Source organism: Kitasatospora sp. HPM-01-4 (genome assembly GCF_051374625.1).
Classification (GTDB): domain Bacteria; phylum Actinomycetota; class Actinomycetes; order Streptomycetales; family Streptomycetaceae; genus Kitasatospora.
Genome location: NZ_JBPQGP010000005.1, coordinates 7,614,245 through 7,640,190, shown reverse-complemented (window position 1 = coordinate 7,640,190; position 25,946 = coordinate 7,614,245). Strand labels below are relative to the sequence as shown.

The 25,946-nt window shown below is 72.6% G+C and carries 23 protein-coding genes; 12 read left to right on the top strand and 11 right to left on the bottom strand.

The window, feature by feature from the left end:
- Nucleotides 1-182: 182 nt before the first annotated feature.
- The 5 genes from ACSMTC_RS33080 (at nt 183) to ACSMTC_RS33060 (ending at nt 6,011) form a co-directional block, all read left to right on the top strand.
- Nucleotides 183-1,238 carry a type III polyketide synthase gene (locus ACSMTC_RS33080; protein WP_436563417.1) on the top strand — a complete coding sequence of 352 codons (1,056 nt, stop codon included), beginning with the start codon at nt 183-185 and terminating at the stop codon, nt 1,236-1,238.
- 225 nt (nt 1,239-1,463) lie between these two features.
- On the top strand, nt 1,464-2,477 hold the full coding sequence (locus ACSMTC_RS33075; protein WP_436563416.1) for a DUF1259 domain-containing protein: 1,014 nt from the start codon (nt 1,464-1,466) through the stop codon (nt 2,475-2,477).
- 278 nt (nt 2,478-2,755) lie between these two features.
- Nucleotides 2,756-3,355 (top strand): PadR family transcriptional regulator, encoded by a 600-nt coding sequence (locus ACSMTC_RS33070; RefSeq protein WP_436563415.1) that lies wholly within the window; start codon nt 2,756-2,758, stop codon nt 3,353-3,355.
- A complete protein-coding gene (locus ACSMTC_RS33065) occupies nt 3,348-4,982 on the top strand; it encodes an FAD-dependent monooxygenase (RefSeq protein WP_436563414.1) in 1,635 nt (544 codons plus the stop codon). Before ACSMTC_RS33070 ends, ACSMTC_RS33065 begins: the two co-directional genes overlap by 8 nt.
- Before the next feature lie 261 nt (nt 4,983-5,243).
- Nucleotides 5,244-6,011 carry a VOC family protein gene (locus tag ACSMTC_RS33060; protein ID WP_436563413.1) on the top strand — a complete coding sequence of 256 codons (768 nt, stop codon included), beginning with the start codon at nt 5,244-5,246 and terminating at the stop codon, nt 6,009-6,011.
- A 43-nt stretch (nt 6,012-6,054) separates the two neighbouring features.
- Here the strand turns inward: ACSMTC_RS33060 and ACSMTC_RS33055 are convergent, their stop codons facing one another.
- Nucleotides 6,055-6,672, bottom strand: a complete 618-nt coding sequence (locus ACSMTC_RS33055) for a TetR/AcrR family transcriptional regulator (protein WP_436563412.1) — start codon at nt 6,670-6,672, stop codon at nt 6,055-6,057.
- Between the two features lie 102 nt (nt 6,673-6,774).
- On the opposite strand from ACSMTC_RS33055, the gene ACSMTC_RS33050 reads away from it, so the two are divergent.
- On the top strand, nt 6,775-8,370 hold the full coding sequence (locus ACSMTC_RS33050; protein WP_436563411.1) for an FAD-dependent monooxygenase: 1,596 nt from the start codon (nt 6,775-6,777) through the stop codon (nt 8,368-8,370).
- A gap of 17 nt (nt 8,371-8,387) precedes the next feature.
- On the opposite strand, the gene ACSMTC_RS33045 is transcribed toward ACSMTC_RS33050, so the two are convergent.
- The 7 genes from ACSMTC_RS33045 to ACSMTC_RS33015 all read right to left on the bottom strand — a co-directional run bounded on the left by ACSMTC_RS33045 (nt 8,388) and on the right by ACSMTC_RS33015 (nt 17,319).
- Nucleotides 8,388-9,902 carry an MFS transporter gene (locus ACSMTC_RS33045; RefSeq protein ID WP_436563410.1) on the bottom strand — a complete coding sequence of 505 codons (1,515 nt, stop codon included), beginning with the start codon at nt 9,900-9,902 and terminating at the stop codon, nt 8,388-8,390.
- Nucleotides 9,899-11,698 carry an IucA/IucC family protein gene (locus ACSMTC_RS33040; RefSeq protein ID WP_436564886.1) on the bottom strand — a complete coding sequence of 600 codons (1,800 nt, stop codon included), beginning with the start codon at nt 11,696-11,698 and terminating at the stop codon, nt 9,899-9,901. Before ACSMTC_RS33040 ends, ACSMTC_RS33045 begins: the two co-directional genes overlap by 4 nt.
- 50 nt (nt 11,699-11,748) lie before the next feature.
- Nucleotides 11,749-12,324 (bottom strand): GNAT family N-acetyltransferase, encoded by a 576-nt coding sequence (locus ACSMTC_RS33035; RefSeq protein WP_436563409.1) that lies wholly within the window; start codon nt 12,322-12,324, stop codon nt 11,749-11,751.
- Entirely contained in the window at nt 12,321-13,619 is a 1,299-nt protein-coding gene (locus ACSMTC_RS33030; protein WP_436563408.1) for a lysine N(6)-hydroxylase/L-ornithine N(5)-oxygenase family protein, read from the bottom strand. Before ACSMTC_RS33030 ends, ACSMTC_RS33035 begins: the two co-directional genes overlap by 4 nt.
- A 42-nt stretch (nt 13,620-13,661) precedes the next feature.
- A complete protein-coding gene (locus ACSMTC_RS33025) occupies nt 13,662-15,200 on the bottom strand; it encodes a pyridoxal phosphate-dependent decarboxylase family protein (protein WP_436563407.1) in 1,539 nt (512 codons plus the stop codon).
- 222 nt (nt 15,201-15,422) lie between these two features.
- Nucleotides 15,423-16,277, bottom strand: coding sequence for a siderophore-interacting protein (locus ACSMTC_RS33020; RefSeq protein ID WP_436563406.1), 855 nt, complete (start codon nt 16,275-16,277; stop codon nt 15,423-15,425).
- A gap of 4 nt (nt 16,278-16,281) precedes the next feature.
- Nucleotides 16,282-17,319, bottom strand: coding sequence for an ABC transporter substrate-binding protein (locus ACSMTC_RS33015; RefSeq protein WP_436563405.1), 1,038 nt, complete (start codon nt 17,317-17,319; stop codon nt 16,282-16,284).
- A 167-nt stretch (nt 17,320-17,486) separates the two neighbouring features.
- Here ACSMTC_RS33015 and ACSMTC_RS33010 point away from each other — a divergent pair, with 167 nt between their 5' ends.
- The 5 genes from ACSMTC_RS33010 (at nt 17,487) to ACSMTC_RS32990 (ending at nt 23,239) form a co-directional block, all read left to right on the top strand.
- Complete coding sequence (locus ACSMTC_RS33010; RefSeq protein ID WP_436564885.1) at nt 17,487-18,509, top strand: FecCD family ABC transporter permease; 1,023 nt, start codon at nt 17,487-17,489, stop codon at nt 18,507-18,509.
- A complete protein-coding gene (locus tag ACSMTC_RS33005) occupies nt 18,506-19,603 on the top strand; it encodes a FecCD family ABC transporter permease (protein WP_436563404.1) in 1,098 nt (365 codons plus the stop codon). The genes ACSMTC_RS33010 and ACSMTC_RS33005 overlap by 4 nt, the downstream gene beginning before the upstream one ends.
- An 83-nt stretch (nt 19,604-19,686) precedes the next feature.
- Nucleotides 19,687-20,466, top strand: a complete 780-nt coding sequence (locus tag ACSMTC_RS33000; RefSeq protein WP_436564884.1) for an ABC transporter ATP-binding protein — start codon at nt 19,687-19,689, stop codon at nt 20,464-20,466.
- Nucleotides 20,467-20,529: 63 nt separating this feature from the next.
- A complete protein-coding gene (locus tag ACSMTC_RS32995) occupies nt 20,530-22,647 on the top strand; it encodes a penicillin acylase family protein (protein ID WP_436563403.1) in 2,118 nt (705 codons plus the stop codon).
- Nucleotides 22,637-23,239 (top strand): GNAT family N-acetyltransferase, encoded by a 603-nt coding sequence (locus tag ACSMTC_RS32990; RefSeq protein WP_436563402.1) that lies wholly within the window; start codon nt 22,637-22,639, stop codon nt 23,237-23,239. Before ACSMTC_RS32995 ends, ACSMTC_RS32990 begins: the two co-directional genes overlap by 11 nt.
- A 162-nt stretch (nt 23,240-23,401) precedes the next feature.
- On the opposite strand, the gene ACSMTC_RS32985 is transcribed toward ACSMTC_RS32990, so the two are convergent.
- Together ACSMTC_RS32985 and ACSMTC_RS32980 are read right to left on the bottom strand one after the other, a co-directional pair.
- Complete coding sequence (locus ACSMTC_RS32985) at nt 23,402-24,115, bottom strand: alpha/beta fold hydrolase (protein ID WP_436563401.1); 714 nt, start codon at nt 24,113-24,115, stop codon at nt 23,402-23,404.
- Nucleotides 24,116-24,351: 236 nt separating this feature from the next.
- Entirely contained in the window at nt 24,352-24,495 is a 144-nt protein-coding gene (locus tag ACSMTC_RS32980; protein WP_436563400.1) for a hypothetical protein, read from the bottom strand.
- 230 nt (nt 24,496-24,725) lie between these two features.
- On the opposite strand from ACSMTC_RS32980, the gene hemC reads away from it, so the two are divergent.
- The gene (gene hemC / locus ACSMTC_RS32975) at nt 24,726-25,652 is read left to right on the top strand and encodes a hydroxymethylbilane synthase (RefSeq protein ID WP_436563399.1); all 927 of its coding nucleotides are present in this window, start codon (nt 24,726-24,728) and stop codon (nt 25,650-25,652) included.
- Here the strand turns inward: hemC and ACSMTC_RS32970 are convergent.
- Entirely contained in the window at nt 25,649-25,870 is a 222-nt protein-coding gene (locus ACSMTC_RS32970; protein WP_436563398.1) for a delta-aminolevulinic acid dehydratase, read from the bottom strand. The two genes, hemC and ACSMTC_RS32970, sit on opposite strands and share 4 nt — an antisense overlap.
- Nucleotides 25,871-25,946 lie beyond the last annotated feature (76 nt).

Genomic DNA, 25,946 nt, shown 5'->3' with positions numbered 1-25,946 from the left:
GCACGACCGCCCGCACAGCGAGCAACCGATCCTCAACTGTCGGCCCGTCTGCCCTCTGGTGATCCCCACCGCCGCGCCAGCCTCGCGCGTCCGGTCCGCAGCGGCTGCCGCCGACTGGTGAGTCCCCTCCCCGATCCCCCCAGGATCGAACGGGGACCACCGACCGTCAGGAGGAAATCCCCATGGCAGTTCTGTGCAAACCGGCGATAGCTGTTCCCGACCATGTCATCACCAACGAGGAGACCCTCGACCTGGCTCGGAGACTGCACCACGACCACCCGCAACTGGAGCTCGCGCTACGTCTTATCAAGAACACCGGAGTACGGAAGCGGCATCTGATCCAGCCCATCGAGACGGTGCTGAAGCACCCGGGACTGGACGAGCGGAGCACCGTCTTCGAGGCGGAGTCCAAGGCCCGGGTACCGGCGGTGGTTGCCGACGCACTTGAACAGGCCCAACTGGAGCCGCGGCAGATCGACTTGATCGTGTACGTGTCCTGCACCGGCTTCATGATGCCGTCGCTGACGGCATGGCTGATCAACAAGATGGGCTTCCGGTCGGACACCCGGCAGCTGCCGATCGCCCAGCTCGGCTGCGCCGCCGGCGGTGCGGCCGTGAACCGGGCCCATGACTTCTGCTCGGCGTACCCCGACTCCAATGTGCTGATCGTGGCCTGCGAGTTCTGCTCGCTCTGCTACCAGCCCACCGACCTGGGCGTGGGGTCGCTGCTGTCCAACGGCCTGTTCGGCGACGGAATCGCCGCCGCCGTGGTCCGTGGCTCGGGCGGCACCGGGATGCGCCTGGAACGCAACGGCTCGTACCTGATCCCGAACACCGAGGACTGGATCTCCTACGCGGTCCGCTCCACCGGCTTCCACTTCCAGCTGGACAAGCGGGTGCCGGGCACGATGGAGCCGCTCAGCCCGGCCCTGCGCACACTGGCCGAGCAGCACCAGTGGAACGCCGGCAAGCTGGACTTCTACATCATCCACGCGGGCGGCCCGCGAATCCTGGACGACCTGAGCCGCTTCCTGGAGGTGCCGTCCGAGGCGTTCCGCTTCAGCCGGGCCACCCTCACCGAGTACGGCAACATCGCCAGCGCGGTGGTCCTGGACGCCCTCGGCCGGATGTTCGACGAGCAGTCGGCGCTCGACGGCCACCACGGCCTGCTGGCCGGTTTCGGCCCGGGCATCACCGCCGAGATGTCCCTGGGCACCTGGACCGTCCCGGAAGGCTGACGGCGCGGCACCACTCCTCCGCACGGCCGCCACCGGCGGGGCATCCCGGCCGAGGGAACGGGACACCGGTCGGCCCGGCATCCCGTTCCCTCGGCTGTGCCATAACCGATCTGACTATTCGTCAGTTAACGCTGGGCGCTTGGGAGGGTCGCCGACCCTCCCACCGCCGTGGCTACGCCGCGAGAGCCGCTTCCTGTGTTTGCATCGGCCCCTGGAGGTGTGCGTGTGACGACTGGCGACAGGGACCGGAAGAAGTCCGCACGGCCCGGGGTGCCGCGGCGGCAGCTGTTGACCACGGCCGGGATGGCCCCGGTGCTGGCAGGCCTGGGGGCGGCGGCCGGCGCCTGCGCCCCGCCGCCCAGGGGCCACAACATGGGCAACGTACGGCAGTTCAAGCCGGTACCCACCACCGAGGAGCACTGGCGACCGGTCGTGACGGCCCTCGGCAGACCGGGGAACCTCATCCGCGGGACCTACCACCACACGCCCTTCCCGCGCGGGGATCTGCATCTGACCTCCCGTGGCATCCCCATCTCCTCCGGGCTGGCCCTGGGCTCACACGTGTCCTTCGTCCGGTACGACGACGGCAGCACCATGATGATGGGCGATCTGGTGGTGACCGAGGGCGAGCTGCAGGGGATGACCGACGCCCTGCAGGCCCAGGGAATCGCACAGACCGCCATCCACAAGCACCTGCTGTCGCACACCCCCGAGGTCTGGTGGACCCATGTCTGCGGCCACGGCCACGACGCCGGGGCCCTGGCGCACTCCCTGCGCACGGCGCTCGACCGCACCGCCACCCCGCCGCACATCGTGCCCGCCGCCCCGCCGAAACCCCTCGCCATGGACACCGCCGGGATCGATGCCGCACTGGGCGCCAAGGGCACGAACGGCGGCGACGTCTACACCTGTGTCTTCGTTCGCCGCGAGACCATCGTCGACGACGGCCGGATCCTTCCCCCCGGTCTCGGCGCGACCTCGGCCTTCAACTTCCAGCCGCTGGGCGGAGGCAAGGCCGCGGTCAACGGAGACCTCGTCATGATCGCCTCCGAGGTCCAGAAGGTGCTCGCGGCCCTGCGGCACGGGGGGATCGAGATCGTCGAACTCCACAACCACGGCCTGACGGACGAACCACGGCTCTTCTTCACCCACGTCTGGGCGGTGGGCGACGCCGTCACGCTGGCCAAGGCGATCCGTCCCGCCATCGCCGCCACCAACGTAGCCCCGGCCTCCGGCTGAGCCTCGGGCCGCGGCCCTTCCGCACACCGGGGACCGGGTCCGACCCGGTCGCGCGCCCGCCCGCGCCCGCTCCACACCCGCCACCCGGCCCTGACGCCGCCCTGCGACCCGCGGAGCCGGGAGTCCCGGGCGGGCGCGCGACCCCACGTCACCCCACTCCCGCCCCCGACGCACTCCTGAGCGGTTCGCCGGACGTTCCGCTGCGACACTGGCATACTCGGATCCGAGTGATTGGAACCGATCACTTGTTTCCGAGCTCATAGAGCCCGGGTCGGACCATGTGGAGTGAGATGACCGGCAAACGACCCGCCAACCCCCTGGCCCTCGCGGTGCTCGGCCTGCTGCTGGAGCAGCCGATGCACCCGCACGCGATGGCGACCGCACTGCGCGAGCGACAGCTGGACCAGGCCTTCAAGGTGACCACGGGATCGCTGTACGACACGGTGCGGGCACTGGCCCGCGACGGCTGGATCGAGGCCACCGACACCGAGCAGGTGGGCGGGCGTCCGGCCCGCACCGTGTACCGGCACACATCGGAGGGGAAGCGTCAATTCACTGACTGGCTGGACGAGTTGATCCGCGAGCCGTCCCAGGAGTATCCGAGGTTCCTGTCCGCCGTCAGCTATCTGGGCGCGCTGGGGCGGCAGCGGGCGGCGCAGGCGCTGCGCGAGCGGGCGGCGGCTCTGGAAGCCCGGATCGCGGCGGGCGAGAAGGCGTACCGGGAGGCCACGGAGCGGCACGGGGCGCCCCGGCTGTTCGTGATCGAGGCGGAGTACGCCCGGGCGATGGCCGACGCGGAGCTGCGATGGGTGCGGCAGACCGCCGAGGAGATCGAGCGGGGCACCCTGGAGTGGCCGGAGGTCTCCCCCGATGCCTGAGCCGCGAGCGCACGCGCCGGCGCGGGCCGGGCGGCCCCCGGCTGACGCACCGATATCCGCCGGCGCACCGGCGTCCGCCCGGATCGCCCCGCCGCAGGCGCCCGCCGAGGACGCGGCCGTGCTGGTGGCGGGAGCCGGACCGGCCGGACTGATGCTGGCCTGCGAGCTGGGGCTGGCCGGGGTGTCCGCCGTGGTGCTCGAACGGCACCCCGCCCCGCCCGGTTTCTGCCGCGGCTTCAACCTCAACGCCCGCAGCCTGGAACTGCTGGACCGCCGCGGTCTGGCGGACCGCTTCCTGGCCGAGGGCCCGACCGTCCCCTCCACGATGTTCACGGGAGCGGCCCGGCTCGACCTGGCCGCCATGCGCACCCGGCACCCCTATGTGCTGGGGATCCCGCAGACCAGGGTGGAGGAGCTGCTCGCCGAGCGGGCCGTGGAACTGGGCGTCCGCATCCTGCGCGGGCACCGGCTCACCGGGCTGTGCCAGGACGACGGCGGGGCGTCCGCCGAGGTGGAATCCCCGGACGGGCCGCTGCGGCTGCGCTCCCGCTGGCTGGTCGGCTGTGACGGCGGCCGCAGCACGGTGCGCAGGCTCGCCGGCATCGCCTTTCCTGGCACACCCGCACGCCGCTTCACCCTGCTCGGGGACGTGGTCCTGGCCGATCCGCAGGCGATCCCGTTCGGGGTGACGGCGGGCCCGGGCGGCTCGGTGTTCGCCATCCCGCGCCCCGGCTACGTACGGCTGATCACCGCCGACCCCGAGCCGCCGGAGGACCGGGACGAGCCGGTGACACCGGCCCGGTTCCGGCAGGCGCTGGAAGGGGCACTGGGCCGACCGGTGGAGATCGCCGAGACCCGCTGGCTGACCAGGTTCGGCGACGCGGCGCGGCTGGCCGAACGGCTGCGCCACGGCCGGGTGCTGCTGGCGGGCGACGCCGCGCACATCCATCCGCCCGCCGGTGCCATCGGCGTCAACGCGGCGATCGACGATGCGATGAACCTCGGCTGGAAGCTCGCCCTGGTGGCCCACGGGCAGGCCCCCGACCGGCTCCTGGACACCTATCACAGCGAGCGGCACGCGGCCGGCGCCAGGCTCCTGCGCAACACCCGTGCCCAGGCGGCGCTCGCCACCGAGGACGAGCGGCTGGCGCCGGTGGCCGACCTGCTCGCCGAACTGGCGGAGAGCGAGGAGACCGCCGGCCACCTGGCCGAGGCGATCACCGGGGTCGGCACCCGCTACCCGGTGCACGGCGCCCGCGGCCACCGCTGGGAGGGGCGGATGGTGCCGGACGTCCCACTGGAGCACGACGCTCTGCTGCCGCTGCTGGCACGGACGGGTGGCGGAGCACTACTGGTGGACGACGGAGACGGCGCCCGCCTGCTGCGCGAGACGGCCGCGCCCTGGGCGGACCGGGTGACGGTCGGGTCGGCACGGCCCGGCAGCCTGCCGGACGCGCTCGCGGTGCTGGTCCGCCCGGACGGCCACGCCGCCTGGGTGGGCACCTCCCGCTCGTCCCCTCGGGCCGCGGCCGAGCAGCTGCGCGAGGCTCTGTGCGACTGGTTCGGTCCCGCCGAGAGCACGGCATCCGCCGCCACCCCCGGCGGCCCCACGGCCGGCACCGGCTGATCCCACCCGACCGGCGCCCCGCTCATCCGGCCCGACCGGGAAGGCGGGGCGCCGACGGCCCGGGCGGAGTCCCGGTTCGAGCTGGACGGCGACGCGCTGCGGGAGGCGGCGGCCCGCGCGGTGGTGCTCTGGGCGGAGGGCGGGTAGGAGGGGACTCCGGCGCGGGTGCCCAGCGGTTGCGGGGTGCCTTCCAGCGGGCCGACGCTGGCTGAGGGGGCGCGAAGACGCGTTCCGGGAACCTCGGCCGTAAGGACGCACGCCATGTCCAGGATCACCACCTACCGCGAGGGTGTCCCCTGCTGGGCCGACCTCACGACACCGGATGTCACCGCGAGCAAGGACTTCTACGGCGAGCTGTTCGGCTGGACGTACCAGGACACCGGCGAGGAGGGCGGCGGCTATCAGCTGGCCACCCGCCACGGCATCCGCGTCGCCGGGATCGCCCCCGGGCAGCCCGGGCAGGAGACCGGGGCCGCGTGGCTGACCTATCTCGCCGCCGATGACGTCGACCAGGTCACCGCCAGGATCCGGGAGGCGGGCGGCACCGTCCGGCTGGAGCCGACGGACGTGACGGACCAGGGCCGGATGGCCATCGCCGTCGACCCGGCCGGCGCACCCTTCGGCCTGTGGCAGGGGCGTTCGCACGGCGGCTCCGGTCTCGCCAACGAGCCGGGGGCCTTCACCTGGAACGAGAACCTCTCCACCGACCCGGCCACCGCGCGGGCCTTCTACCGGCAGGTCTTCGGCTACGAGTACGAGCCGCTGCCCGACCTGGACTACAGCGTCATCAAGGTCGCCGGGCATCCGGCGGGCGGCATCGGCGCGCAGCCCCCGGCCATCCCGGAGGGGACCCCGTCGTTCTGGAACACCTACTTCGCGGCCGCGGACACCGACCAGAGCTGCGCGCGGATCATCGAGCTCGGCGGCCGGATCCTGGTCGAGCCGGTCGGCACCCCGTACGGCCGGATGGCGGTCGGCCGGGACAACGTCGGTGCGAGCTTCTGCCTCATCGCCGCCCCCAAGGGCTGACCGCCGAGGGCCCTCGTACCCCTGGCGGCGGCGAAGGGCCGCGTCACCTGCCCCGAAGCAGCGGCAGGACGACATCGTCGACGATCTCCTCGATGGCCCGGTCGTCCGGCGGACCCCCGTGGATCAGGAACTCGTCGCGGAGCAGGCTCAGCGGGAGGGCGGTCACCCGGGGGTTGAGCCGGTCGCCGTTGATCTCACCGCGCTCCGCGGCCCGTCCCATCAGGAAGGCCAGGGTGTCCACCGGTCCGTCCGGGACGATCCCGCTCCAGAGCCGCCGGCGCAGTTCGGGGTCGCGCAGCACATCGAGCAGAAAGCCGTGGACGGCCTCGCCCGGCAGGCCGTCGAAGCGGTGCACCACCCGCAGCAGCACGGTGACCAGGTCGGACCGCAGGGTGCCGGTGTCGGGTGGCTGCTCGTCGCCGGTGGGCAGGCCCCGGCCGAGCACGGCGATCACCAGCTCGGCCTTGGTCGGCCAGCGGCGGTAGAGGACCGGTTTGCTGGTCCGGGCCCGGGCCGCCACGCCCTCCATGGTGAGCCTGGTGTAGCCGTGTTCGGTCACCTCCGCGAAGACGGCGTCGAGGATCGCCTGCTCAAGGTCGTCACCCCGTCGGCGCGTGCTGCGGCCCGGAGGCACTGATCCGCCCGTCGCTGGTCTGGTCATCGCGATTCCCGTAGATACGTTGCGTTTCTTATTCGGAGAGTCTACCGTCGAGGATAAGAAACGCGCCGTATCTTATTGGCGAGTCAGATGGGGGAACACATCATGAGCAGCACCCGGCCGTCAGCGGCCGCAACGGACGTCCTGGTCGTCGGCGCCGGGCCGGTGGGTCTCACCCTGGCTCTGGGACTCGCCCGATCGGGCGTCAGCTGCCGGGTCATCGAGAGCGAGCCGGCCTTCCGCGACCGCGGGGTCCGCGGCAGGGGCGTCAACTCCCGGACGCTGGAGGTCTTCGACGACCTCGGCGTGGTGGACGAGATCTACGCCCGCGCCGAGGTCAACCTCAGGCTGCGCACCTACGAGGGCAGCCGGCTGGTCAGCGAGGTCGACCCGGCACCGAGCAACACCCCGCTGCCCGACCGCCCGTACCTGGGCCTGGTGATGCTGGCGCAGCACCACACCGAGGCCGTGCTGCGCGACCGCCTGGCCGGCTTCGGGGTCCGGGTGGAACTCGGCACCGCGCTGACCGGCTTCACCCAGGACGCCGAGCGGGTCGTCGCCACCGTGCGGCGGGGGGACCGGACCGAGCGGATCAGTGCCCGCTATCTGGTGGGCTGCGACGGCGGCCGCAGCACCGTCCGCAGGTCCGCCGGCCTCCCGTTCCTCGGCGAGACCTGGGACGAGGAGCGCTTCCTGATGGGCTCACTGCGCGTCGACGGCCTGGACCCGCACTGCCTGCACGCCTGGCAGGACCGGGAGTTCGGCGTGGGTGCGCTGGTCCTGGTCCCGCAGACCTGCGACGGCACCTGGGGGATCAGTGCCGCGGTCGTACCGGACGGGGACGGCAGGCTCCCCGAGCCCTCGCTGGAGAACTTCCGGCGGATCTTCGCCGAGCGGGCGGCCCTGCCCGGGGTCCGGCTCCACGACCTGGTCTGGTCGAGCGTCTGGCGGCCGACCGTCCGGATGGTCGAGCGGTACCGCAGCGGCCGGGTCTTCCTCGCCGGGGACGCCGCCCACTGCCACTCCGCGGCCGGCGGGCAGGGCATGAACACCGGCATCCAGGACGCGCACAACCTCGGCTGGAAGCTGGCCGCCGCGCTGCGCGGAGCCCCCGACACCCTGCTCGACAGCTACCAGGCCGAGCGGCTGCCCGTCGCCCGCGCGGTGCTGACCGCCTCCTCGGCCCAGCACCGGGCGCTCTTCACCGCCGGTGGCGGCGCAGCCCTGACCAGGCAGTTCGTCGACAAAACCGGTATCGCCCCGGGCACCGACCTCTCCGGACTGACCGTCAACTACCGGGGAGGCCCGCTCGGGTGCGACCTCGACGACTCCACCGGCATCCGCGCCGGCGACCGCGCCCCCGACGCTCCCTGCCGCACCGCGCAGGGGGAGCCACTCCGGCTGTTCGACCTCTTGCGCGGGCCGCACTTCACCCTGCTCAGCTTCGGCGACCGGCCGGCTCCGCAGGCTTCCGCCGTCCCCGGCACGCGGGTGGTCACGGTGGGCGGCCATGCGGGCGCCGATCTGGTGGACGTCGAGGGGCACGCCCGGCGCGCGTACGGGGTCAGCGGCGACGCCGTGGTCCTGGTGCGTCCGGACGGGTTCGTCGGCCTGACCGGCGGCCCGGTCGGACCCGAGCCGGTCACGGCCTACCTCGACGGTCTCACCGCGGCCGGTCGCCGGCCGGCGGCCAGGGTCTGACCCGGCCGCCGGATCCGTCAGCCGACTGATCCGTCGGCCTCCCGCCGCTCCGCTCGGCGCAGCAGCACCGCCGCCAGGATCCCGCCCGCCAACACCGCGACCGCGCCGACGAGTTGGCTGGCGGAGATCCCGGCGGCGAAGGCGTCCAGGATCGCGGTGCGGTCCCCGTCCGTGCCCGCGGCCGCCAGCGCGGCCGGGAGGGAGCCGGCACCGGCCGCCGTGGCGGGGAGCAGGGCGGCGAAGCGGGCGTTCAGGACGGCTCCCAGGACGGCGACGCCGAGGCTGTTGCCGACCTCGGCCATGGTGCCGTCGATGCCGGCCCCGGCGCCGGCCCGGTCCGGCGGGATGGCGCTCAGCACGGCCTCGACGATGGCCGGGTTGGCGAAGGCGCAGCCGGCCCCCATGAGGATCAGACCGACCAGCAGGGTGCCGTAGCCGTCGGAGGCGAGGAGTGCGACGATCGCGAACCCGCCCGCGAGCAGGGCCATACCGCAGGCGATGGCGAGCGGGTGCCCCAGCCGGCCGACCACCCGCGCCGAGAGGCCGGTGAAGTTGAGGACGACCACGGTGAGCGCGAACGGGGCGAGGTGCAGCCCGGCCGCCAACGGCGAGTAGCCGCGGACGAACTGGAGCTGCTGGGTGAGCAGGAAGAGCACCCCCGCACTGCCGAAGGTGATCAGGACCACCCCCACCACGGCGCCGGTGAACCGGCGGCTCCGGAAGAAGTGCGGGTCCAGCATGGGGTGGCGGGCGCGGTGTTCCCAGAGCGCGAAGGCGCCCAGGACGAGCAGCCCGCCGGCGGCCGGCAGCAGCACCCGGGCCGAGGTCCAGCCGGCTTCCGGGCCGCCGGTGATCGCGAGGACCACGGCCGTCATACCGGTGGTGGACAGCAGTACGCCGGGCAGGTCGGGCGGACCGCCGCCCGGGGCCCTGGACTCGGGCACCAGCAGCCGGACGGCCAGGATGCCGAGCAGCACCACCGGGAGGTTGACCAGGAAGAGTGCGCCCCACCAGAAGTGCGCCAGCATCAGCCCGCCGACCGGTGGACCCGCCGCGAAGCCCAGCGCGTTGACCGCGCCCCAGACGCCGATCGCCCGGGGGCGTTCGGCGGCGTCGAAGACCTGGACCACCACGGCGAGGGTGGTGGTGAGCAGCAGTGCGCCGCCGATGCCCATGCCGGCTCTGGCGGCAGTCAACTGCCCGGTGGTGTGGGAGAGTCCGGCGGCCAGTGAGCCGGCGCCGAAGACGGCGAGGCCTGCCAGCAGCAGCCTTCGGCGGCCGTAGCGGTCGGCGGCGCTGCCCGCGGCGAGCAGCAGTCCGGCCTGGACCAGCGAGTAGGCGTTGACGATCCACTGGACGTCGCTGGTGGCCGCGCCGAGGTCCCGGGTGAGCGAGGGGATCGCGACGTTCAGGACGGTGTTGTCGAGCACCGCCGCGAACTGGGCGAGGCAGATGACCGCGAGGATCAGCCACCGGGTCGGCAGCCGGGTCTCGGCCGGCGACCCGGTGGTGGCCTGGTCCGTCAGGGTCACGGCGCGGGGGCGAATCGTGCGATGGGGTTGCGCAGGGTGCCGACCAGCTGGAGGGCGCCGGACGGGTCGGCCAGGTCCACCATCTGCTGGTTGTCGCGCAGTTGCAGCCGGTTGAGGCAGGAGAGCGGGAACTCCTCGGCGAACGGGTCGTACCTGGTGAAGCGTTCGGCCAGGTGCGGGACCGAGTCGCGGTAGTCGGCGACGCACTCGGCGACGGTGCGCCAGAAGGTGTCCTCGTCCAGGGTGCCCTCGCTCGCCAGGATGGCGTTCAGGTAGCGGAAGAAGCAGTCGAAGACGTCGGTGAAGACGGACAGCAGCTTCATGTGCTCGGGGACCTCGGCCCGGATGCGCCCGACCTGCGGGGGCAGTTCGGCCTCCGGGTTCATCACCACGATCTCCTCGGCGATGTCCTTGAAGACCGCCCGCTGGACCGTGCCGTCGCCGTCGAGGACCAGGATGACGTTCTCGCCGTGCGGCATGAAGGCCAGGTCGTGGGCGTAGAAGCTGTGCAGCAGCGGGGTGAGGTAGGCGTCGAGATAGCGACGCAGCCACAACTCGGGGGTGAGGCCGGATAGTTCGATGAGTGCGGCGGCCAGCGAGCGGCCCTCGTGGTCGGTGTGCAGCAGCGAGGCCATGGTGGCGAGCCGCTGCCCCGGCCGCAGCGTGGGGACGGGGCTCTCGCGCCAGAGCGCGGCGAGCATCTTGCGGTACGGGGAGTACCGGTCGGTGGCGGCCTCGAACTGCGGGTGCCGGTAGCCGATGGCCGCCCGCTCGCGGATCACCGTCAGTCCGGTGGCGCGCAGGACCGGGTCGCCGGCTATCAGGTCGGCGAGCCAGTCGTTGATGGCGGGGGTCGCCTCCATGTAGGCGGCCGAGAGTCCGCGCATGAAGCCCATGTTGAGGACCGACAGCGCGGTCTTCACATAGTGCTTCGACGGGTCGGTGGTGTTGAAGAAGGTGCGGATCGACTGCTGGGCCAGGTACTCGTCCTCGCCGGGGCCGAGGCAGACCAGTCGGCGCTGGGCGACTTCCGCGGCGAAGGTCACCGAGAGCTTGTTCCACCACTGCCAGGGGTGGACCGGCAGCAGGTGGTACTCGGCCGGGTCGAGGCCGAGGGCCGTCATGGTGCCGGCGAAGCGGCCGAGCAGTTCCTCGCCCAGCTCCGAGCGGATCAGGGTGTCGTAGTCGAGGTCCGTGCAGGAGGTGAAGGTGGAGTGGTCGCGGTGCGCGGCAAGCCAGATCAGCCGGACCGGCTTGGCGGCCTCGGGGGCGTAGGCGCGGTACTCGTCCACGCCGAAGCCGATCCGGCCGTTGTTGGCGACGAAGCCCGGGTGCCCCTCGGTCATCCCCGTCTCGATCGCCTGGAAGTCCGCCTTGGCGAGTTCGGCGGCACCGGTCTTCGGCTTGCCGAGCTTGTAGGCGGTGGAGGCCAGGGTGGCGGCGATCTCCTCCAGGTACACGGGCAGGATCCGCGCGGTGAGGCCGAGGGTCTCGCGCAGCTCGATGCAGAAGTCGGCCGCGTCCGGCGGGAGTTCGGTGCCGTCGCGGTGGCGGGTGATGGAGTCGGCGTCGATCTGCCAGTGGTCCAGGGCGAACAGCCGGGCGGTGAAGCGGTACTCGACCGTGCCGTCGTCACTGCGGACGGCGTAGTGCCCGTCCGGCCGCGCCTCGGGGGTGAGCAGCCGCTCGTGGGAGAACTCGGCGAGCGCCTTGCGGACCAGCAGCCGGTTGGCCAGCGCCCAGCGCTCCGGTGTCAGATGGGCGACCGCTTCGACGGCTTCGACGGTGTCGGGGATGGCTGCGGCGTCTGCGGTGTCGGGGGTACGGGGGCTTGCCCCGGCCGGGTTCAGCACTGGGTTGCTCCTTGGATGGCGGCGAGGAACTGCTCGCGGCTGCAGACGCTGAGCAGCGCCTCCTTCTCGGGCTTGGCGATCGGGCCGACCACCTCGAAGCCGACGGCGGCGTTGAGCGCGTGCACCGCGGTGTTGCGGATGTCCGGCTCGACCACGACGCGGCGGGCGGCCGGGTCGTCCAGGACGAAGGCCATCACGGTGGTGATCACGGCCCGGGTGAAGCCGTGCACCGGGGTGTCGGAGGGCGCGCAGAGGAAGTGCATGCCGACGTCGCCCGGCCGGGCGTCGTAGAGGCCGACGAGTTCGAGCCGCGCGGGGTCGTAGCGCTCGACCAGGAAGGCCGGTTCGCCCTCGACCAGGCCCAGGTAGGCGTCGTGGTGCGGGTGTTCGGCGATCTTCCGGTACTCACCGCGGACCTCGGTGACATCGGCGTCCTGCATCATCCAGAAGGCCGCCTTGGGGTGGGTCACCCAGCTGTGCAGCAGTTCGGCGTCGCCGTCGGCGTCCAGCGGGCGCACCGCCATGGTGCCGAGCCGCGGGTCGGTGCGGGAGAAGAGGATCCTGCTCATGCGACCAGCCCCTGGGGTGCGCCGAACTCCTGGAAGGCGATGGACTTCTCGACCGGGTAGACCTCGCGGCCCAGCATCTCCCGGATGATCCAGGAGTTGCGGTACGGGCCCATGCCCAGGTCGGGCGAGGTGACGCTGTGGGCGTGGGTGCCGGCGTTCTGCAGGAAGATCCCCCGGCCCGTGGTGTCGATGCTGTAGTTGCGGGCGACGTCGAAACGGCCGCGCCCGTCCCAGCGGATCCGGTCGCGCACCGGCTCCAGGAAGGCCGGGGTCCGGTAGCGGTAGCCGGTGGCCAGCACCAGTCCGTGGGTGGCGAGCTCGAAGTCCCGGCCCTGCTCCTCGTGGCGCAGCCCGAGGGTGTAGAGACCGGCCGCGGCGTCGTAACCGGCTTTGTGCAGGGCGGTGTTGGTCATCAGCCGGGTGGCGACCGGGCCCTTGACGCTCTTCTGGTAGAGCAGGTCGTAGATGCCGTTGATCAGGTCCGCGTCGATGCCCTTGAACAGGCCCTTCTGCTCGGACTCGAGCCGGTAGCGGGTGTCCTCCGGAAGGGCGTGGAAGTAGTCCACGTACTCGGGGGAGGTCATCTCCAGGGTGAGCTTGGTGTACTCCAGCGGGAAGAACCGCGGGGACCTGGTCACCCAGTCGAGCCGGTAGCCGTGGGCGTCCATCTCGGCCAGCAGGTCGTAGTAGATCTCGGCCGCGCTCTGGCCGCTGCCGACGACGGTGATGCTCTCCTTGGCCTGCAGGGTCGCCTTGCCCTCCAGGTAGCCGGAGTTGTGGATGGCGTCGCCGCCGAGGTCCCGGCAGGCCTCGGGCAGGTACGGCGGGGTGCCGGTGCCCAGTACCAGGTGCCTGGCGCGGTACGAAGTCGCCTCGGTGCCACCGGGCTTGACCGCGTGGACGACGTAGACGCCCTCGCCCTGGTCGTACTCGACCGAGGTCACCTCCTGGCCGAAGCGGACGCTGCGCAGCCTGGCGGCGGCCCAGCGGCAGTACTCGTTGTACTCGCCGCGCACCGGGTAGAACATCTCGCGGATGTAGAAGGGGTACAGCCGGCCGGACTCCTTGAGGTAGTTGAGGAAGGAGTACGGCGAGGTCGGGTCGGCCAGGGTGACCAGGTCGGCCATGAACGGCGTCTGCAGGGTGGCGGATTCCAGCAGCATGCCGGGGTGCCAGTCGAAGTCCGGCCTGCTCTCCAGGAACAGGCCGTTCAGCTCGTCGACCGGTTCGGTCAGGCAGGCCAGGCCCAGGTTGTAGGGGCCGAGCCCGATCCCGATGAAGTCGTAGGTGGTCATGGGTGTCTCCCGTGTGGGCGTCGAGGGGTGGAGGAGGAGGGTTCAGCCGGCCTGGCGGCAGAGCTCGGGGGCGGCCTGCTCGCTCAGGTAGCGCTCGGCATGGCCGGCCAGCAGGTCGAGGACGTGGGCGATGTCCGCGAGCGTGGTCTCCGGGTTGAGCAGGGTGAACTTCAGGTAGTGCCGGCCGTCGACCTTGGTTCCGGCGACCACCGCGGCGCCGGAGGCGGCCAGCGCCTCACGGGCGAACAGGTTGGCCTCGTCGGCGAGTTCGCGGCCCGGGCCGTCCTGCGGCAGGTAGCGGAAGACCACGGTGCTCAGCTGGGACCTGGTGACCACCTCGAAGCGCGGGTCCTCGGTCAGCAGCTCCCAGGCCTGCCCGGCGCGGTCGACCACCTCGTCGAAGAGTTCGCCGATCGCGTCGGCCCCCATGACGCGCAGGGTGAGCCAGAGCTTGAGCGCGTCGAAGCGGCGGGTGGTCTGCAGGCTCTTGTCGACCTGGTTGGGGATCCGCTGTTCGGCCATCCGGGCCGGGTTGAGGTAGTCGGCGTGGTAGGTCGCATGGCGCAGCGCGGCGGCGTCGCGGACCAGCAGGGCGCTGGAGGAGACCGGCTGGAAGAAGGACTTGTGGTAGTCGACGGTCACCGAGTCGGCCCGCTCGATCCCGTCCAGCAGGTGCCTCCTGGTCCGGGAGGCGAGCAGTCCGCAGCCGTACGCGGCGTCCACGTGCATCCAGGCGCCGGCGGCGACGCACAGGTCGGCGATCTGCGGCAGCGGGTCGATGGAGCCGAAGTCGGTGGTGCCGGCGGTGGCGACCACGGCCATCACCGGCAGGCCCTCGCGGCGGCAGCGGTCGAGTTCGCGGGCGAGGACGGCGGGGCGCATCCGGCGGTCCCGGTCGGTGGCCACCGGGATGACGGCGTCGGGGCCGAGGCCGAGGAGCTTCGCGGACTTCTGGACGCTGAAGTGACCGGCCTCGGAGGCGAGGATGCGCAGCTTCGGGAGGATCTCGGCCCTGGTGGGCGGAGTCGGGGTGCCGGCGGCGGCCCGGGCGCAGGCCTCCTCGCGGGCGAGCAGCAGGGCCTGGAGGTTGGACTGGCTGCCGCCGCTGGTGAACACGCCGTCGGCGTCCGGGCCGAGGCCGATCCGCTCGGCGGTCCAGTCGATCAGGCGGCGTTCGATCAGCGTCCCGCCCGCGCTCTGGTCCCAGGTGTCGAGCGAGGAGTTGACGGCGCTGAGGACCGCCTCGCCGAGCAGGGCCGGAATGACCACCGGGCAGTTGAGGTGCGCCAGGTAGCGCGGGTGGTGGAAGTAGACGGCGTCCCGCAGATAGACGTCCTCGAGTTCGGTGAGGGCGGCGGCGGGGTCGTTCAGCGGCTTCTCCAGGTCGATGGCCGATATCTCGGGTGCGAGCCGGTCGGGGGTGGTTCCGCTGAAGGGGCGCTCGGTGCGGGCGATGCGGGCGGCCACCCGGTCGATCCCGGCGGTGAGCGAGTGCCGGTATCCCTCCACCGTACGGTCGTTGAACAGGTACTCCCTGGCACCTGCCGGCCGGACCTCGACGGGGTGTCCGTGGAAACTCATGGGCAGTCCTCAGCGGTCGCTGTGTCATTACTTAGGTAAGCCTATCCTAATTTTTACCGAGGTCAGACCATGCTTATGACGACCAGTCAGAGAAACGCTGAGGGGCGCCGCACGGTCAACCGTCTGCTTGTGCAGCGGAGTTGACCGTACGGCGCCCCTGGAAAAGCCGGCGCCCGTCCGGCGGATCCCTTCGCGCCCCCGGAAGGACCCACCGGACGGGCTTCAGGACTGCGCCTCGGCCCGGAGGTCCTCCTCACTGGCTCCCCGGCGCCAGTAGCCGGAGAAGTTGACGAGCCGCCGGTCGATCCCCAACTCGCCCACCAGGTAGCGGCGCACCGCCTTCACCAGGCCGGACTCCCCGGCGATCCACGCGTACGGCGAACCCTCCGGGAGTTCGGCCGCCCGGATCGCGGCCGGCAGCGGCTGCCGGCCGTCGCGGATCAGCCAGGTGATCTCCACCTCGCCCGCACTGGGCAGGTCCTGGACGTCCTGCGGATGCGGGACCTCGATCCACACCCTGGCCCTGGTGCCGGCGGGCAGCCAGTCCAGGATCGCGCCGACGGCGGGCAGCGCGGTCTCGTCGGCCGCGAGCAGCACCCAGTCGGTGCCGGGCGGCGGGCGGAACCCGACGCTGCGGTTGTCCGCCACCGCCGGGCCCAGCAGGCAGACCCGGTCGCCGGGCACCGCCCGGGCGGCCCAGCCGGAGGCGGGGCCGCCCACTGCGCCGGCGTCCGCCTCCCCGCTGCCGTGGAGCGCGAAGTCCACGTCCACCTCGGCGAGTTCAGGGCGGTGTGCGCGGATGGTGTACGAGCGCATCACCGCCCGCTCCGCCGGGTCGATGGCCCGCCAGTCGGCGTACCACCGCTCGCCGAACTCCGCCGGCACCACCGGCGCGCTCTGCCCCGGGCGCGGCAGGAAGAGCGAGAAGCTCTGGTCCCGGCCGCCCGAGGCGAGGTCCTTCAGCTGCTCACCGCCGAAGGTGATCCGCCTCATCGTCGGCCCGAGGCGGAGGGACCGCACCACCTGGGCTTCGAAGAGCCTGAACTGCACGGCCACCGGAGCGGGTTCGTTCGTCATGTCGTCAACTCACCTTCCTGGCGCTCTCAACGGCCTTGGCCAGGCTCTCCAGCAGCGGCGCGGCTCCGGCGTAGGAGAACCTGGGCACGGAGTTCCACGGGGTGATCTGCCCCGCCCTGACGGCGGGCAGCTGGGACCAGGCGGGCTTGGCCGCGAGGTCGGCGGGCTGCAGCGCGGTGTTGCGGTTGTCCAGCAGGATCAGGTCCGCCGGGTACTTGCCCGCGTTCTCCCAGCTGAGGCTCTCGAAGTAGCCGCCTTCGTCCAGCCGGTCGGGGACGACCAGCTCCACACCGAGCTCGGCGAAGTACATCAGGTCGGTGCTGACCTTCGGGTTGGAGGCGTAGAGGACGTCCGAACTGCCGGACGCGGCCAGCACCTTGATACCGCCGTTCGCCTTGGCCGCCTTCCGCACCCGCTCCGCCGCCGCCTCGAACCGCGCCTTGGCGTCGGTGACCTTCCGGGCGTTCAGGTCCGCACCGAGTGAGGCCGCGAGCTCGGCGTAGCGCTTGATCGGCTCGGTCATCGGCACCCGGGCGGTGGTGACGGCCACGCTCGGAGCCAGCTGGAGGATCTTGTCCTTGCTCTCGTCCGGGACGTACCAGAGCGCGTCCGGGTTGTACATGTGGGTCACCAGCAGCTCGGGGCGCAGGCTCGCGTACTTCTCGATGCTGAACTCGCCCCAGACGTTGCCGAGGATCGCCACCTTGTCCACGTCCAGGTCCCCGGCCTGCGGGTCGGGCTTGCCGTCCGCCAGCCTGGTCTCACCGAAGACACCGACGATCTGGCGGTCGATGCCGAAGTCGACCAGGGCCGCCGCCGTGCCGGTGAAGGCCACGATGCGAGTGGGGGTGCTCTTGGCGGTGACCTCCTTCTTCCGGTCGTCGGTGAACGACCAGGGGCCGCCCTTCGCCTCGGCCGAGTCGGCCGGGCTCGAACTCCCCTTCCCGCCACAGGCGGTGAGCAGCGCACCGACGGCGGCGGCGCCGCCCGCGGCCAGCAGGCCACGGCGGGAGAAGGGGGCGGAGATGGTGGAACGCGACATGACGGACTCTCGCTCGTGTGATTGAAATACGGTCAGAACCAGACGGCAGGATTAGGTTAACCTAACCTAAGTACTCGCCCAACGGGAGCGCCCGACCGCCTCCCCGTCCGCCCCGGAGCCCTCCTGTGTCTGCCACCACGCCACTTCAGGTCCACCGGGACCCGGAGATCCCGCAGCCACCTCGCGGGCGACCACCCGGCAGGCGCGACGCGGCCCGGGCGGCCGGACTGCTCGGCTGCCTGCTCGTCCTGCTCCTGGTCCTGCTGCTGAGCATCGCCTTCGGCGCCAGAGCGCTCACCCCCGGCGAGGTCTGGCACGGACTCTTCGACAGCGACTCCCCCGGCTACACCGCCGTCCACCGGATGCGCCTGCCACGCACCCTGCTCGGCCTGCTGGCCGGCACCGCCCTCGGCCTGGCCGGCGGCATCATGCAGGCGCTGACCCGCAATCCGCTCGCCGATCCGGGCCTGCTCGGCATCAACGCGGGCGCCTCCGCCGCCGTCGCCGCCGCGACCGCCCTCCTCGGCGTGACCGGCTTCACCGGCTATGTGTGGTTCGCCCTGGCCGGCGCCGGCCTGGTCTCCGTCCTGGTCTACGCGGTCGGCGGCGGACGCGGCGCCACCCCCGCCCGGCTCGCCCTCGCGGGATCGGCGCTGAACGCGATGCTCTACTCCTTCGTCAGCGGCGCCATGCTGCTCGACACGGCCTCACTCGAGCAGATGCGCTTCTGGACGGTCGGCTCGCTCGCCGGTGCGGGGCCGGCCACCATCCTCAGGCTGCTGCCCTTCGTCGCCGCCGGAGTGCTGCTCGCCCTCGCCCTGGCCCGGCCGCTCAACGCCATGGCCCTCGGTGACGACTCGGCCCGCGCCCTCGGCGCCCGGCCCGCGCTGACCCGGGCGGCCGCGATCCTGGCCGTCACCCTGCTCTGCGGATCGGCCACCGCCGCCTGCGGCCCGATCGTCTTCGTCGGACTGATGGTCCCTCATCTGGTGCGCGCCCTCACCGGCCCCGACCTGCGCTGGCTGCTCCCCTACTGCGCCCTGCTGGCACCCGTCCTGCTGCTCGGCGCCGACGTGCTCGGCCGGGTGCTCGGCAGGCCCGGCGAACTCCAGGTCGGCATCGTCACCGCCGTTCTCGGCGGCCCGTTCTTCCTCTACTTCGCCCGGTGCGGAAAGGTGGCCCGAGCATGAGTCGACCCGTCACCGTCGGCCGGGCGACCGGCCCGCACCCGACGCGCGGGGGCCGGGAGGGCAGGACGAACGTGCTGCGGATCGGCGACACCGTCTCCCTGCGCTACCGCCCCCGGGCGCTGGCCGTCGGGGCGCTGGCCGCCCTGCTGGCACTCACCCTCGGCGTGGTCACCCTCGGCAGCGGCGACTACCCGATGAGCCCGGCCGAGGTGCTCGGCACCCTCGTCGGCCGCGGCTCACCCGCCCAGGACTTCATCGTCAACCAACTCCGGCTCCCCCGGGTGGTCACCGCCCTCGCGGTCGGTGCGGCGCTGGCGCTCGCCGGAGCGCTGTTCCAGTCCCTGGTCCGCAACCCGCTGGGCAGCCCCGACATCCTCGGCTTCACCCAGGGTGCCGCCACCGGGGCACTCGTCGTGGTGGTGGCCGGCGGCAGCAGCCTCGCCCTGGCCACCGGCGCGGTGACCGGCGGCATCGCCACCGGCGCCGTGATCTACGCCCTCGCCTGGCGCGGCGGCGTCAACGGCGGCCGCCTGGTCCTGGTCGGCATCGGCAGCGCCGCCATCCTCACCGGCGTCAACGGCTACCTGCTCACCCGCGCCCAACTCATGGACGCCGCACGGGGCGTACTGTGGCTCACCGGAAGCCTCGACGGCCGCGGCTGGGACAACGCACTGCCCGTACTGACCGCGCTCGCGGTGCTGGCCCCCGTGGTACTCCTCGGCTGCGGACGCGCCCTGCGGATGATCGAGCTGGGCGACGACGCGGCCGCCGGAGTCGGCGTACCGGTCGAACGGCTGCGCCTGCTCCTGCTGGCGGCCGCCGTCGTCCTCGCCTCCCTCGCCGCGGCCGCCGCCGGGCCGGTCTCCTTCGTCGCACTCACCGCGCCCCAGGTCGCCCGGCGGCTGACCAGGACACCCGGGCCGGCCCTGCTCGCCTCGATGTGCGTCGGCGCGGCCCTGCTGGCCGGCGCGGACCTGGCCGCACAGCAGCTGTTCACCGGACGTCAGCTGCCCGTCGGCGTGGTGACCGGTGTCCTCGGCGGCGGTTACCTGATCTGGCTGCTCGCCGCCCGGCGCAAGGCGGGGCGGATATGAGCGGCACACCTACGCACCGGAATGGAGCACCTGTCGTGGAGCACGACCCGACACCGACCTCGGACCGGCTGACGGGCCGGGCGATGACTCTCCGCTACGAGCAGCGGGTCATCGCCGAGAACCTCACCGTCACCATCCCCGACCGGTCCTTCACCGTCATCGTCGGCCCCAACGCCTGCGGCAAGTCCACCCTGCTGCGCGCGCTCTCCCGCACCCTCAGGCCCGCCGCCGGAACCGTGCTGCTGGACGGACAGGACATCCACACCCTGCCCGCCAGGCAGGTCGCCCGGACCCTCGGCCTGCTCCCCCAGTCCTCCGTCGCGCCCGACGGCATCACGGTGTCCGAACTGGTCGCCCGCGGGCGCTACCCGCACCAGGGCCTGCTGCGCCAGTGGTCCAGGGAGGACGAACGCGTCGTCGAGGAGTCGATGGCCTCCACCGGCGTCGCCGAACTGGCCGACCGCACGGTGGACGAGCTCTCCGGCGGACAGCGCCAGCGCGTCTGGATCGCGATGGCGCTCGCCCAGCGGACCCCGCTGCTGCTCCTGGACGAACCCACCACCTACCTGGACATCGCCCACCAGATCGAGATCCTCGACCTCTGCGCCCGCCTGCACGAGGAACAGGGCCGCACGCTCGTCGCCGTCCTGCACGACCTCAACCACGCCGCGCGGTACGCCACCCACCTGATCGCCATGCGCGCCGGCCGGGTGGTCGCCTCCGGAGCCCCGGCCGACGTCGTCACCGCCGACCTGGTCGAGGAGGTCTTCCGCCTCCCCTGCCGCGTCATCGACGACCCGGAGACCGGCACCCCGCTGGTCATCCCGGCAGCCCGGGCGAGGGCCGCCGCGCAGACCGCCTAGGGCGTCTCGCAGCGCGAGCAGTCCACCGGCCACCACCACAGTCGCACCACCGTCAGGAGAACCGTGAGCATCGAGGTCTACCGCGACCCCTGGGGCATCCCCCACCTGCGCGCCGGCAGCCCGCTCGAACTCGCCCACGCCCAGGGCCGGAACGCCGCCACCGACCGCGCCTGGCAGCTGGAGGTCGAGCGCCACCGCGCGCAGGGCACCTCCGCCGCCTTCCTCGGCCCGGAGGCCGTGCCCTGGGACCGCTTCGCCCGCCAGGCCCGGCTGGCGGACACCGCCCGCGGCTGCTTCGACGCCCTCGACGCGGACACCGCCGCCTGGGTACGGGCCTACGTCGACGGCGTCAACTCCGCCCTGCCCCAACAGGCCGACCGGACAACCGAGTTCGCCAGGGCCGGCGTGCGGCCCGGGCAGTGGCAGCCCTGGACCCCGCTCGCGGTCTGGCTCTCGCACCACATCCTGTTCGCCGGTTTCCCGGCCAAGCTCTGGCGCGACCTGGTCGCCCGCCGCCTCGGCGTCCAGGCGGTCGGCCTGTTCGCCACCGACGGCCCCGCCACCTCCGGCAGCAACGGCTGGCTGGTCCCCGGAAGCCGGACCACGACCGGCGAGGCACTGATCGCGGGCGACCCGCACCGCTTCATCGAGGCCCCGGGCATCTACCAGCAGATCCACCTGGTCTGCCCGGAGTTCGACGTGGTCGGCCTGGCCGTCCCGGGCGTGCCCGGCATCGCGCACTTCGGCCACACCGGCAAGGTCGCCTGGGCGATCACCAACGCGATGGCCGACTACCAGGACCTCTACCGCGAACGGCTCCGGCGCAGCGGCGACCGGATCGAGGCCCTCGGCCCGGACGGCTGGCGGCCCGCGACGACCCACATCGAGACCATCGAGGTGGCGGACGCCGACCCGGTCCGGGTCCGGATCGTCGAGACCGAGCGCGGCCCGGTCGTCATCGGCGCTCCGGACCCCGACGACGACGGCGCCGACGGAACCGGGGCCGACGGCGACACCGACACCGGCACCGGCACCGGGGAGGCGATCAGCCTGCGCTACCCGCCCCGGGTCCGCGCGGACCTGGGCTTCGCCGCGCTGCCGGCACTGCTGAGGGCGGGCACCGTGGCCGATGTGGACCGGGCCCTCGACCGGTGGACGGAGCCCGTCAACGTCGTCCAGGCGGCCGACACCGAGGGCGGACTGCTGCACCGGGTCGCGGGCGCGGTCCCGCTGCGGCACCCGGACAACAGCCTGCGCGTGGTGGACGCCTGGCGGCCCGGCCACGAGTGGCACGGCTGGTACGGGCCGATGCCGCGCCAGGACGTTGACGGCGTCGCGGTGATGGCGAACCAGCGCGGCCTCGCCGGGCCGCTGGGCGTCGAGTTCGCCCCACCGCACCGGGCCGAGCGGATCCGCCACCTGCTCGAGGGGCGGGCCACCTGGTCGGGCACGGACATGGCGGGCATCCACACCGACACCCACCTCGCTTCGGCCCGGCCCCTGCTCGACCTGCTGGCCACCCTCACCGACCTCGGCCCCGAGGCCGCACGCCTGCGGGAGCGCCTCCTGGCCTGGGACCGGCACATGGCCGCGGACAGTTATGACGCAACGTCATATTCACTGCTCCGAAGCGCTGTTGTGCGCAGACTGGCCGCCCACCCCGCCCTCGCCGAGCTGGCCGGACCGGCAGCCTTCCCGGAGGTCTTCCTGCCGTGGCTCGCGCTGGTCCCGCGCGTGGCGTACGGCCTGGAGACGCTGCTGACCAGCGACCAGCTGCCCGGTGTCGACCGGTCCCGGCTCGTCCGCGAGGCCGTCGAGGAGGTGTCCGCCGCCGGTGATCCGGCCGTCCCCTGGGGTGGACTCCACCGGCTCGCACCGTGGCAGGCGCTCCCCGGCGACCCGGCGGACGACACCTGGCCCGCCCTGGCCGGCGACCACGACTGCGTACTCTCCACATCGAGCGTCCCCGGGGTCACCGACCGCAGCGCCCGAGGGCCCGCCGCCCGTTACGTCTGGGACCTGGCCCGGCGCGAGGACAGCCTCTGGGTGGTTCCGCTCGGCGCGTCGGGCAGACCCGAAAGCCCCCACCACCGCGACCAGTTGCCGCTCTGGCTGCGCGGTGGACTCGTCCCCGTGATCACCGACTTCGCCCTGCTGACCAAGGAATCCCATGACCACTGAGCCCGCCGCCCGCCGCCGCGAGGCCGTCCACGAGCAGACCCTCGACGGCTTCGGCACCGTCCGCGTCCTCCCGCTCGATCCCGCGGCCGACGCCGAGGTGATCCACAGCTGGGTCACCCAGGAACGGGCCCGCTTCTGGGGCATGCTCGACACCGACCGCGAACGGGTGCGGGAGATCTACGAGTACGTGGACTCGCTGACCACCCACCACGCCTACCTGATCCACCTCGACGACCGGCCCACCGCGCTGTTCCAGACGTACCGGCCGGAGCACGACCCGGTCGGCGAGTGCTACCAGGTCCGGCCCGGGGACTTCGGCATCCACCTGATGATCGGCCCGGTCACCGGCGACCCGGTACCGGGCTGGACCGGCGCGCTGCTGTCGGCCTTCCTCGGCTTCGTACTGGCCGACCCGGACCGGCTGCGGATCGTCGCGGAACCCGACGCCCGTAACGAGAAGGCCCTCGCCCGGCTGGTCCGGACCGGTTTCACCCTCGGACCCGAGATCCAACTCCCCGAGAAGCGCGCCCGGCTGGCCTTCCTCGACCGGAACGACTTCCTCAACCGGAACGGCTCCCCCGGCAGGGGCTGACCGGCGATGCGGCTGGTGCGTGGTCCGGCGGTGCGGTCGGCGGTGCGGGTCCCGGCGCACGCGCCTGAGACCGCGCAGCGGGCTCGACAACCGGCCGTACCGGCGGGGCGGTTGCCGGGTGCGCCGAAGCGGACGCCCGTCCGGGGTTGCCGGGACTCTCCCTCAGCTGCCGGCCGCGCCACCCGCCACGGCCGGCCGCAGGAACTCCAGGACCACCTCGGTGAACTCCTCGGGCATGGTGTTGTGCACCATGTGCCCGGCCTCCAGAGTGACGATCCGGCAGTCCGGGATTCGCCGGGCCAGCTCCGCGATCCCGTCCTGCGGCACATGGCTGCGGGACCCGCCCGCCACCACCAGGGTGGGCACCTCGATCTCCGCCATCCGCGCCAACCACACCGGGTCGGGGTCGTCCACCTGGCCCCTGATCGCCAGGACCGCCGCCCAGTCGAAGGCAGTCGGCTCCTCGGGCTTCGCCGGGGTGGACGGCTCACGCGGATGCGGCGGGGGCACGTCCTCCAGCACCAGCCGCCGGATCCGCTCGCCGTGCCCCTGGGCCAGCAGATAGGCCACCACCCCGCCCATCGAGTGCCCGACCAGATCCACCCGGTCGAGACCCAGCCAGTCCAGGAACCCGAGCACGTCCTCGCGCATCAACTCGAAGGAGTACTCCCCCGGCTGATCACTCCGCCCGTGCCCCCGCAGGTCGAGCGCGTACACCCGGAAGTACCGCGCGAACTCGGGCGCCACCTCGTCCCACCCCGCCGCCTCCTCCCCCAGCGCGTGCAGCAGCACCAACACCGGCGCCCCCAACGGCCCGGACACCTGGTAGGCCAGCCGTAGCCCGTCACCGATCACGACCTCGTAACGATCAGTCATACCGCCCAACCTAGGCCGACAACGCCGATCTGCGCGAGCGCCTGACGCGCCGGGACGCGCGGATCGCGGAGCTGACCGGGTTCCAGACCCTCGCGCTGTCGCGGCTCGCCGCCCAGCACGACGGGATCCGGCGCCTTCGCAAGACCCTGGAACACCCGGAGAACATCACGCCCCTGCCCGTGCGGGCCCGGATCGACCCGAACCGGCCCCGACAGCAGGCTGCCCTCCGGCGGCGGTCAATGGTCGATGGAGTCGATCAGTTCGCGGGCGCCGTCGCGGATCAGCGCTTCGGCGACAGCCCCGCCGACGGCCGCCGGGGTGAGCTGGTCGCTGGTACGGCCGGCGGTCAGCACGGTCGCGCCGTCGGGGGTGAGGACCATGACCCGCAGGGCGAGGCGGCCGTCCTCGAACGCGCGGGCGTGCCTGCATCCTCGTGACCCGGGAGACCTGAGCCAGCGACAACGGGGAGGTGCGGGCGCCGATGCGGATGGTCCGGGTGGTGTCCAGCACGAAAGGCTCCTTCCAAGGTCCCGACAAACCGTCGGAAAACGGGCGTGTTCGATGCGGGTAGCATGCGGTCAACACCTCGTCAGATGCTGGGAGTTGGCATATGAGCACACTGGTGGTGGGGTCGCGGGCCAGTCACCTGGCGCGGGCCCAGGTCAGGGAGTTCCTGGCGCCGCTGCGGGAGCGCTTTCCCGACGTGGTCTTCCGCCAGCGGGTGATCACGGAAGCGGGCGACCAGGACCGCAGGTCGGCTCTCCGGGACGTGTCGGAGCGAGGCGGCGGCTCGGCCTTCTCCGTGAACCAGGTGAACGCACTGGTCTCCGGCGAGGTCGATGTGATCGTGCACTCGCTCAAGGACCTGCCGACCGCGAACCCGCCCGGCCTGATCCTCCTGCCCCCGCCCACCCGTGCCGACGTGCACGACGCGCTGTGCGGCTCCACGCTGGCCGGCCTCCCGCACGGCGGCAGGATCGGCACCTCGGCGGCGCGCCGGATCGCCCAGTTGCTGCACGTCCGCCCGGACCTGGCACCGGTGGAGATCCGGGGGAACGTCCCGACCAGGCTCGGCAAGCTCAGGACACAGCAGCTGGACGCCGTGGTCCTGGCAGCCGCCGGGATCAAGCGGCTCGGCCGTGGCGAGGAGATCAGCGAGATCCTGCCGATCGAGCTGTTCCCCCCGTCGCCCGGCCAGGGCGCCCTGGGCATCCAGATCCGGGAGGACAACGAGCTGGCCCGCCGGATCCTGGCCGGGTCCGGCGACCCGGTGACCGACGCGGAGGTGCGGGCCGAGCGGGCGATGCTGGCCGAACTCCACGGTGGGTGCTCGGTGCCGGTCGGCGCGTTCGGCAAGGCCGACGGCGATGTACTGACCCTGCACGGGCAGGTCACCTCCGTGGACGGCGGGCGGCAGGTGGAGGCCCGGCTCTCCGGCCCGCTGAGCGAGCCGGAGAAGCTGGGCGTGCAGGTGGCCGGCCTCCTGCTGGACCAGGGCGCGGAGGGCATCCTGGCGGAGGTCCGGCCCGCCGCTTAGGCGCGCAGGCGGGCCGGATCGAGGGCCGCGTAGGTGATGATCCGCTCGGCCCCGGCCCGCTTGAGCATGGTGAACAGCTCCGCCAAGGGGCGGAAGTCCCGCCTCCCGGTGGCCGGGTCGAGCGGTGCGAGGCGCATGTACTCGCCGGAGACGGAGAACGGCATCAGCGGCGCCGGAGTGCGGCACTTCAGGGCCGTGAGGATGTCCACTGACAGCATCCCGGGCTCCAACCGTGCCGAGTGCGGCCGTCCGCAGTGCGGAGCGTAACTCGCCTCGCACTACGGACGTTGACCA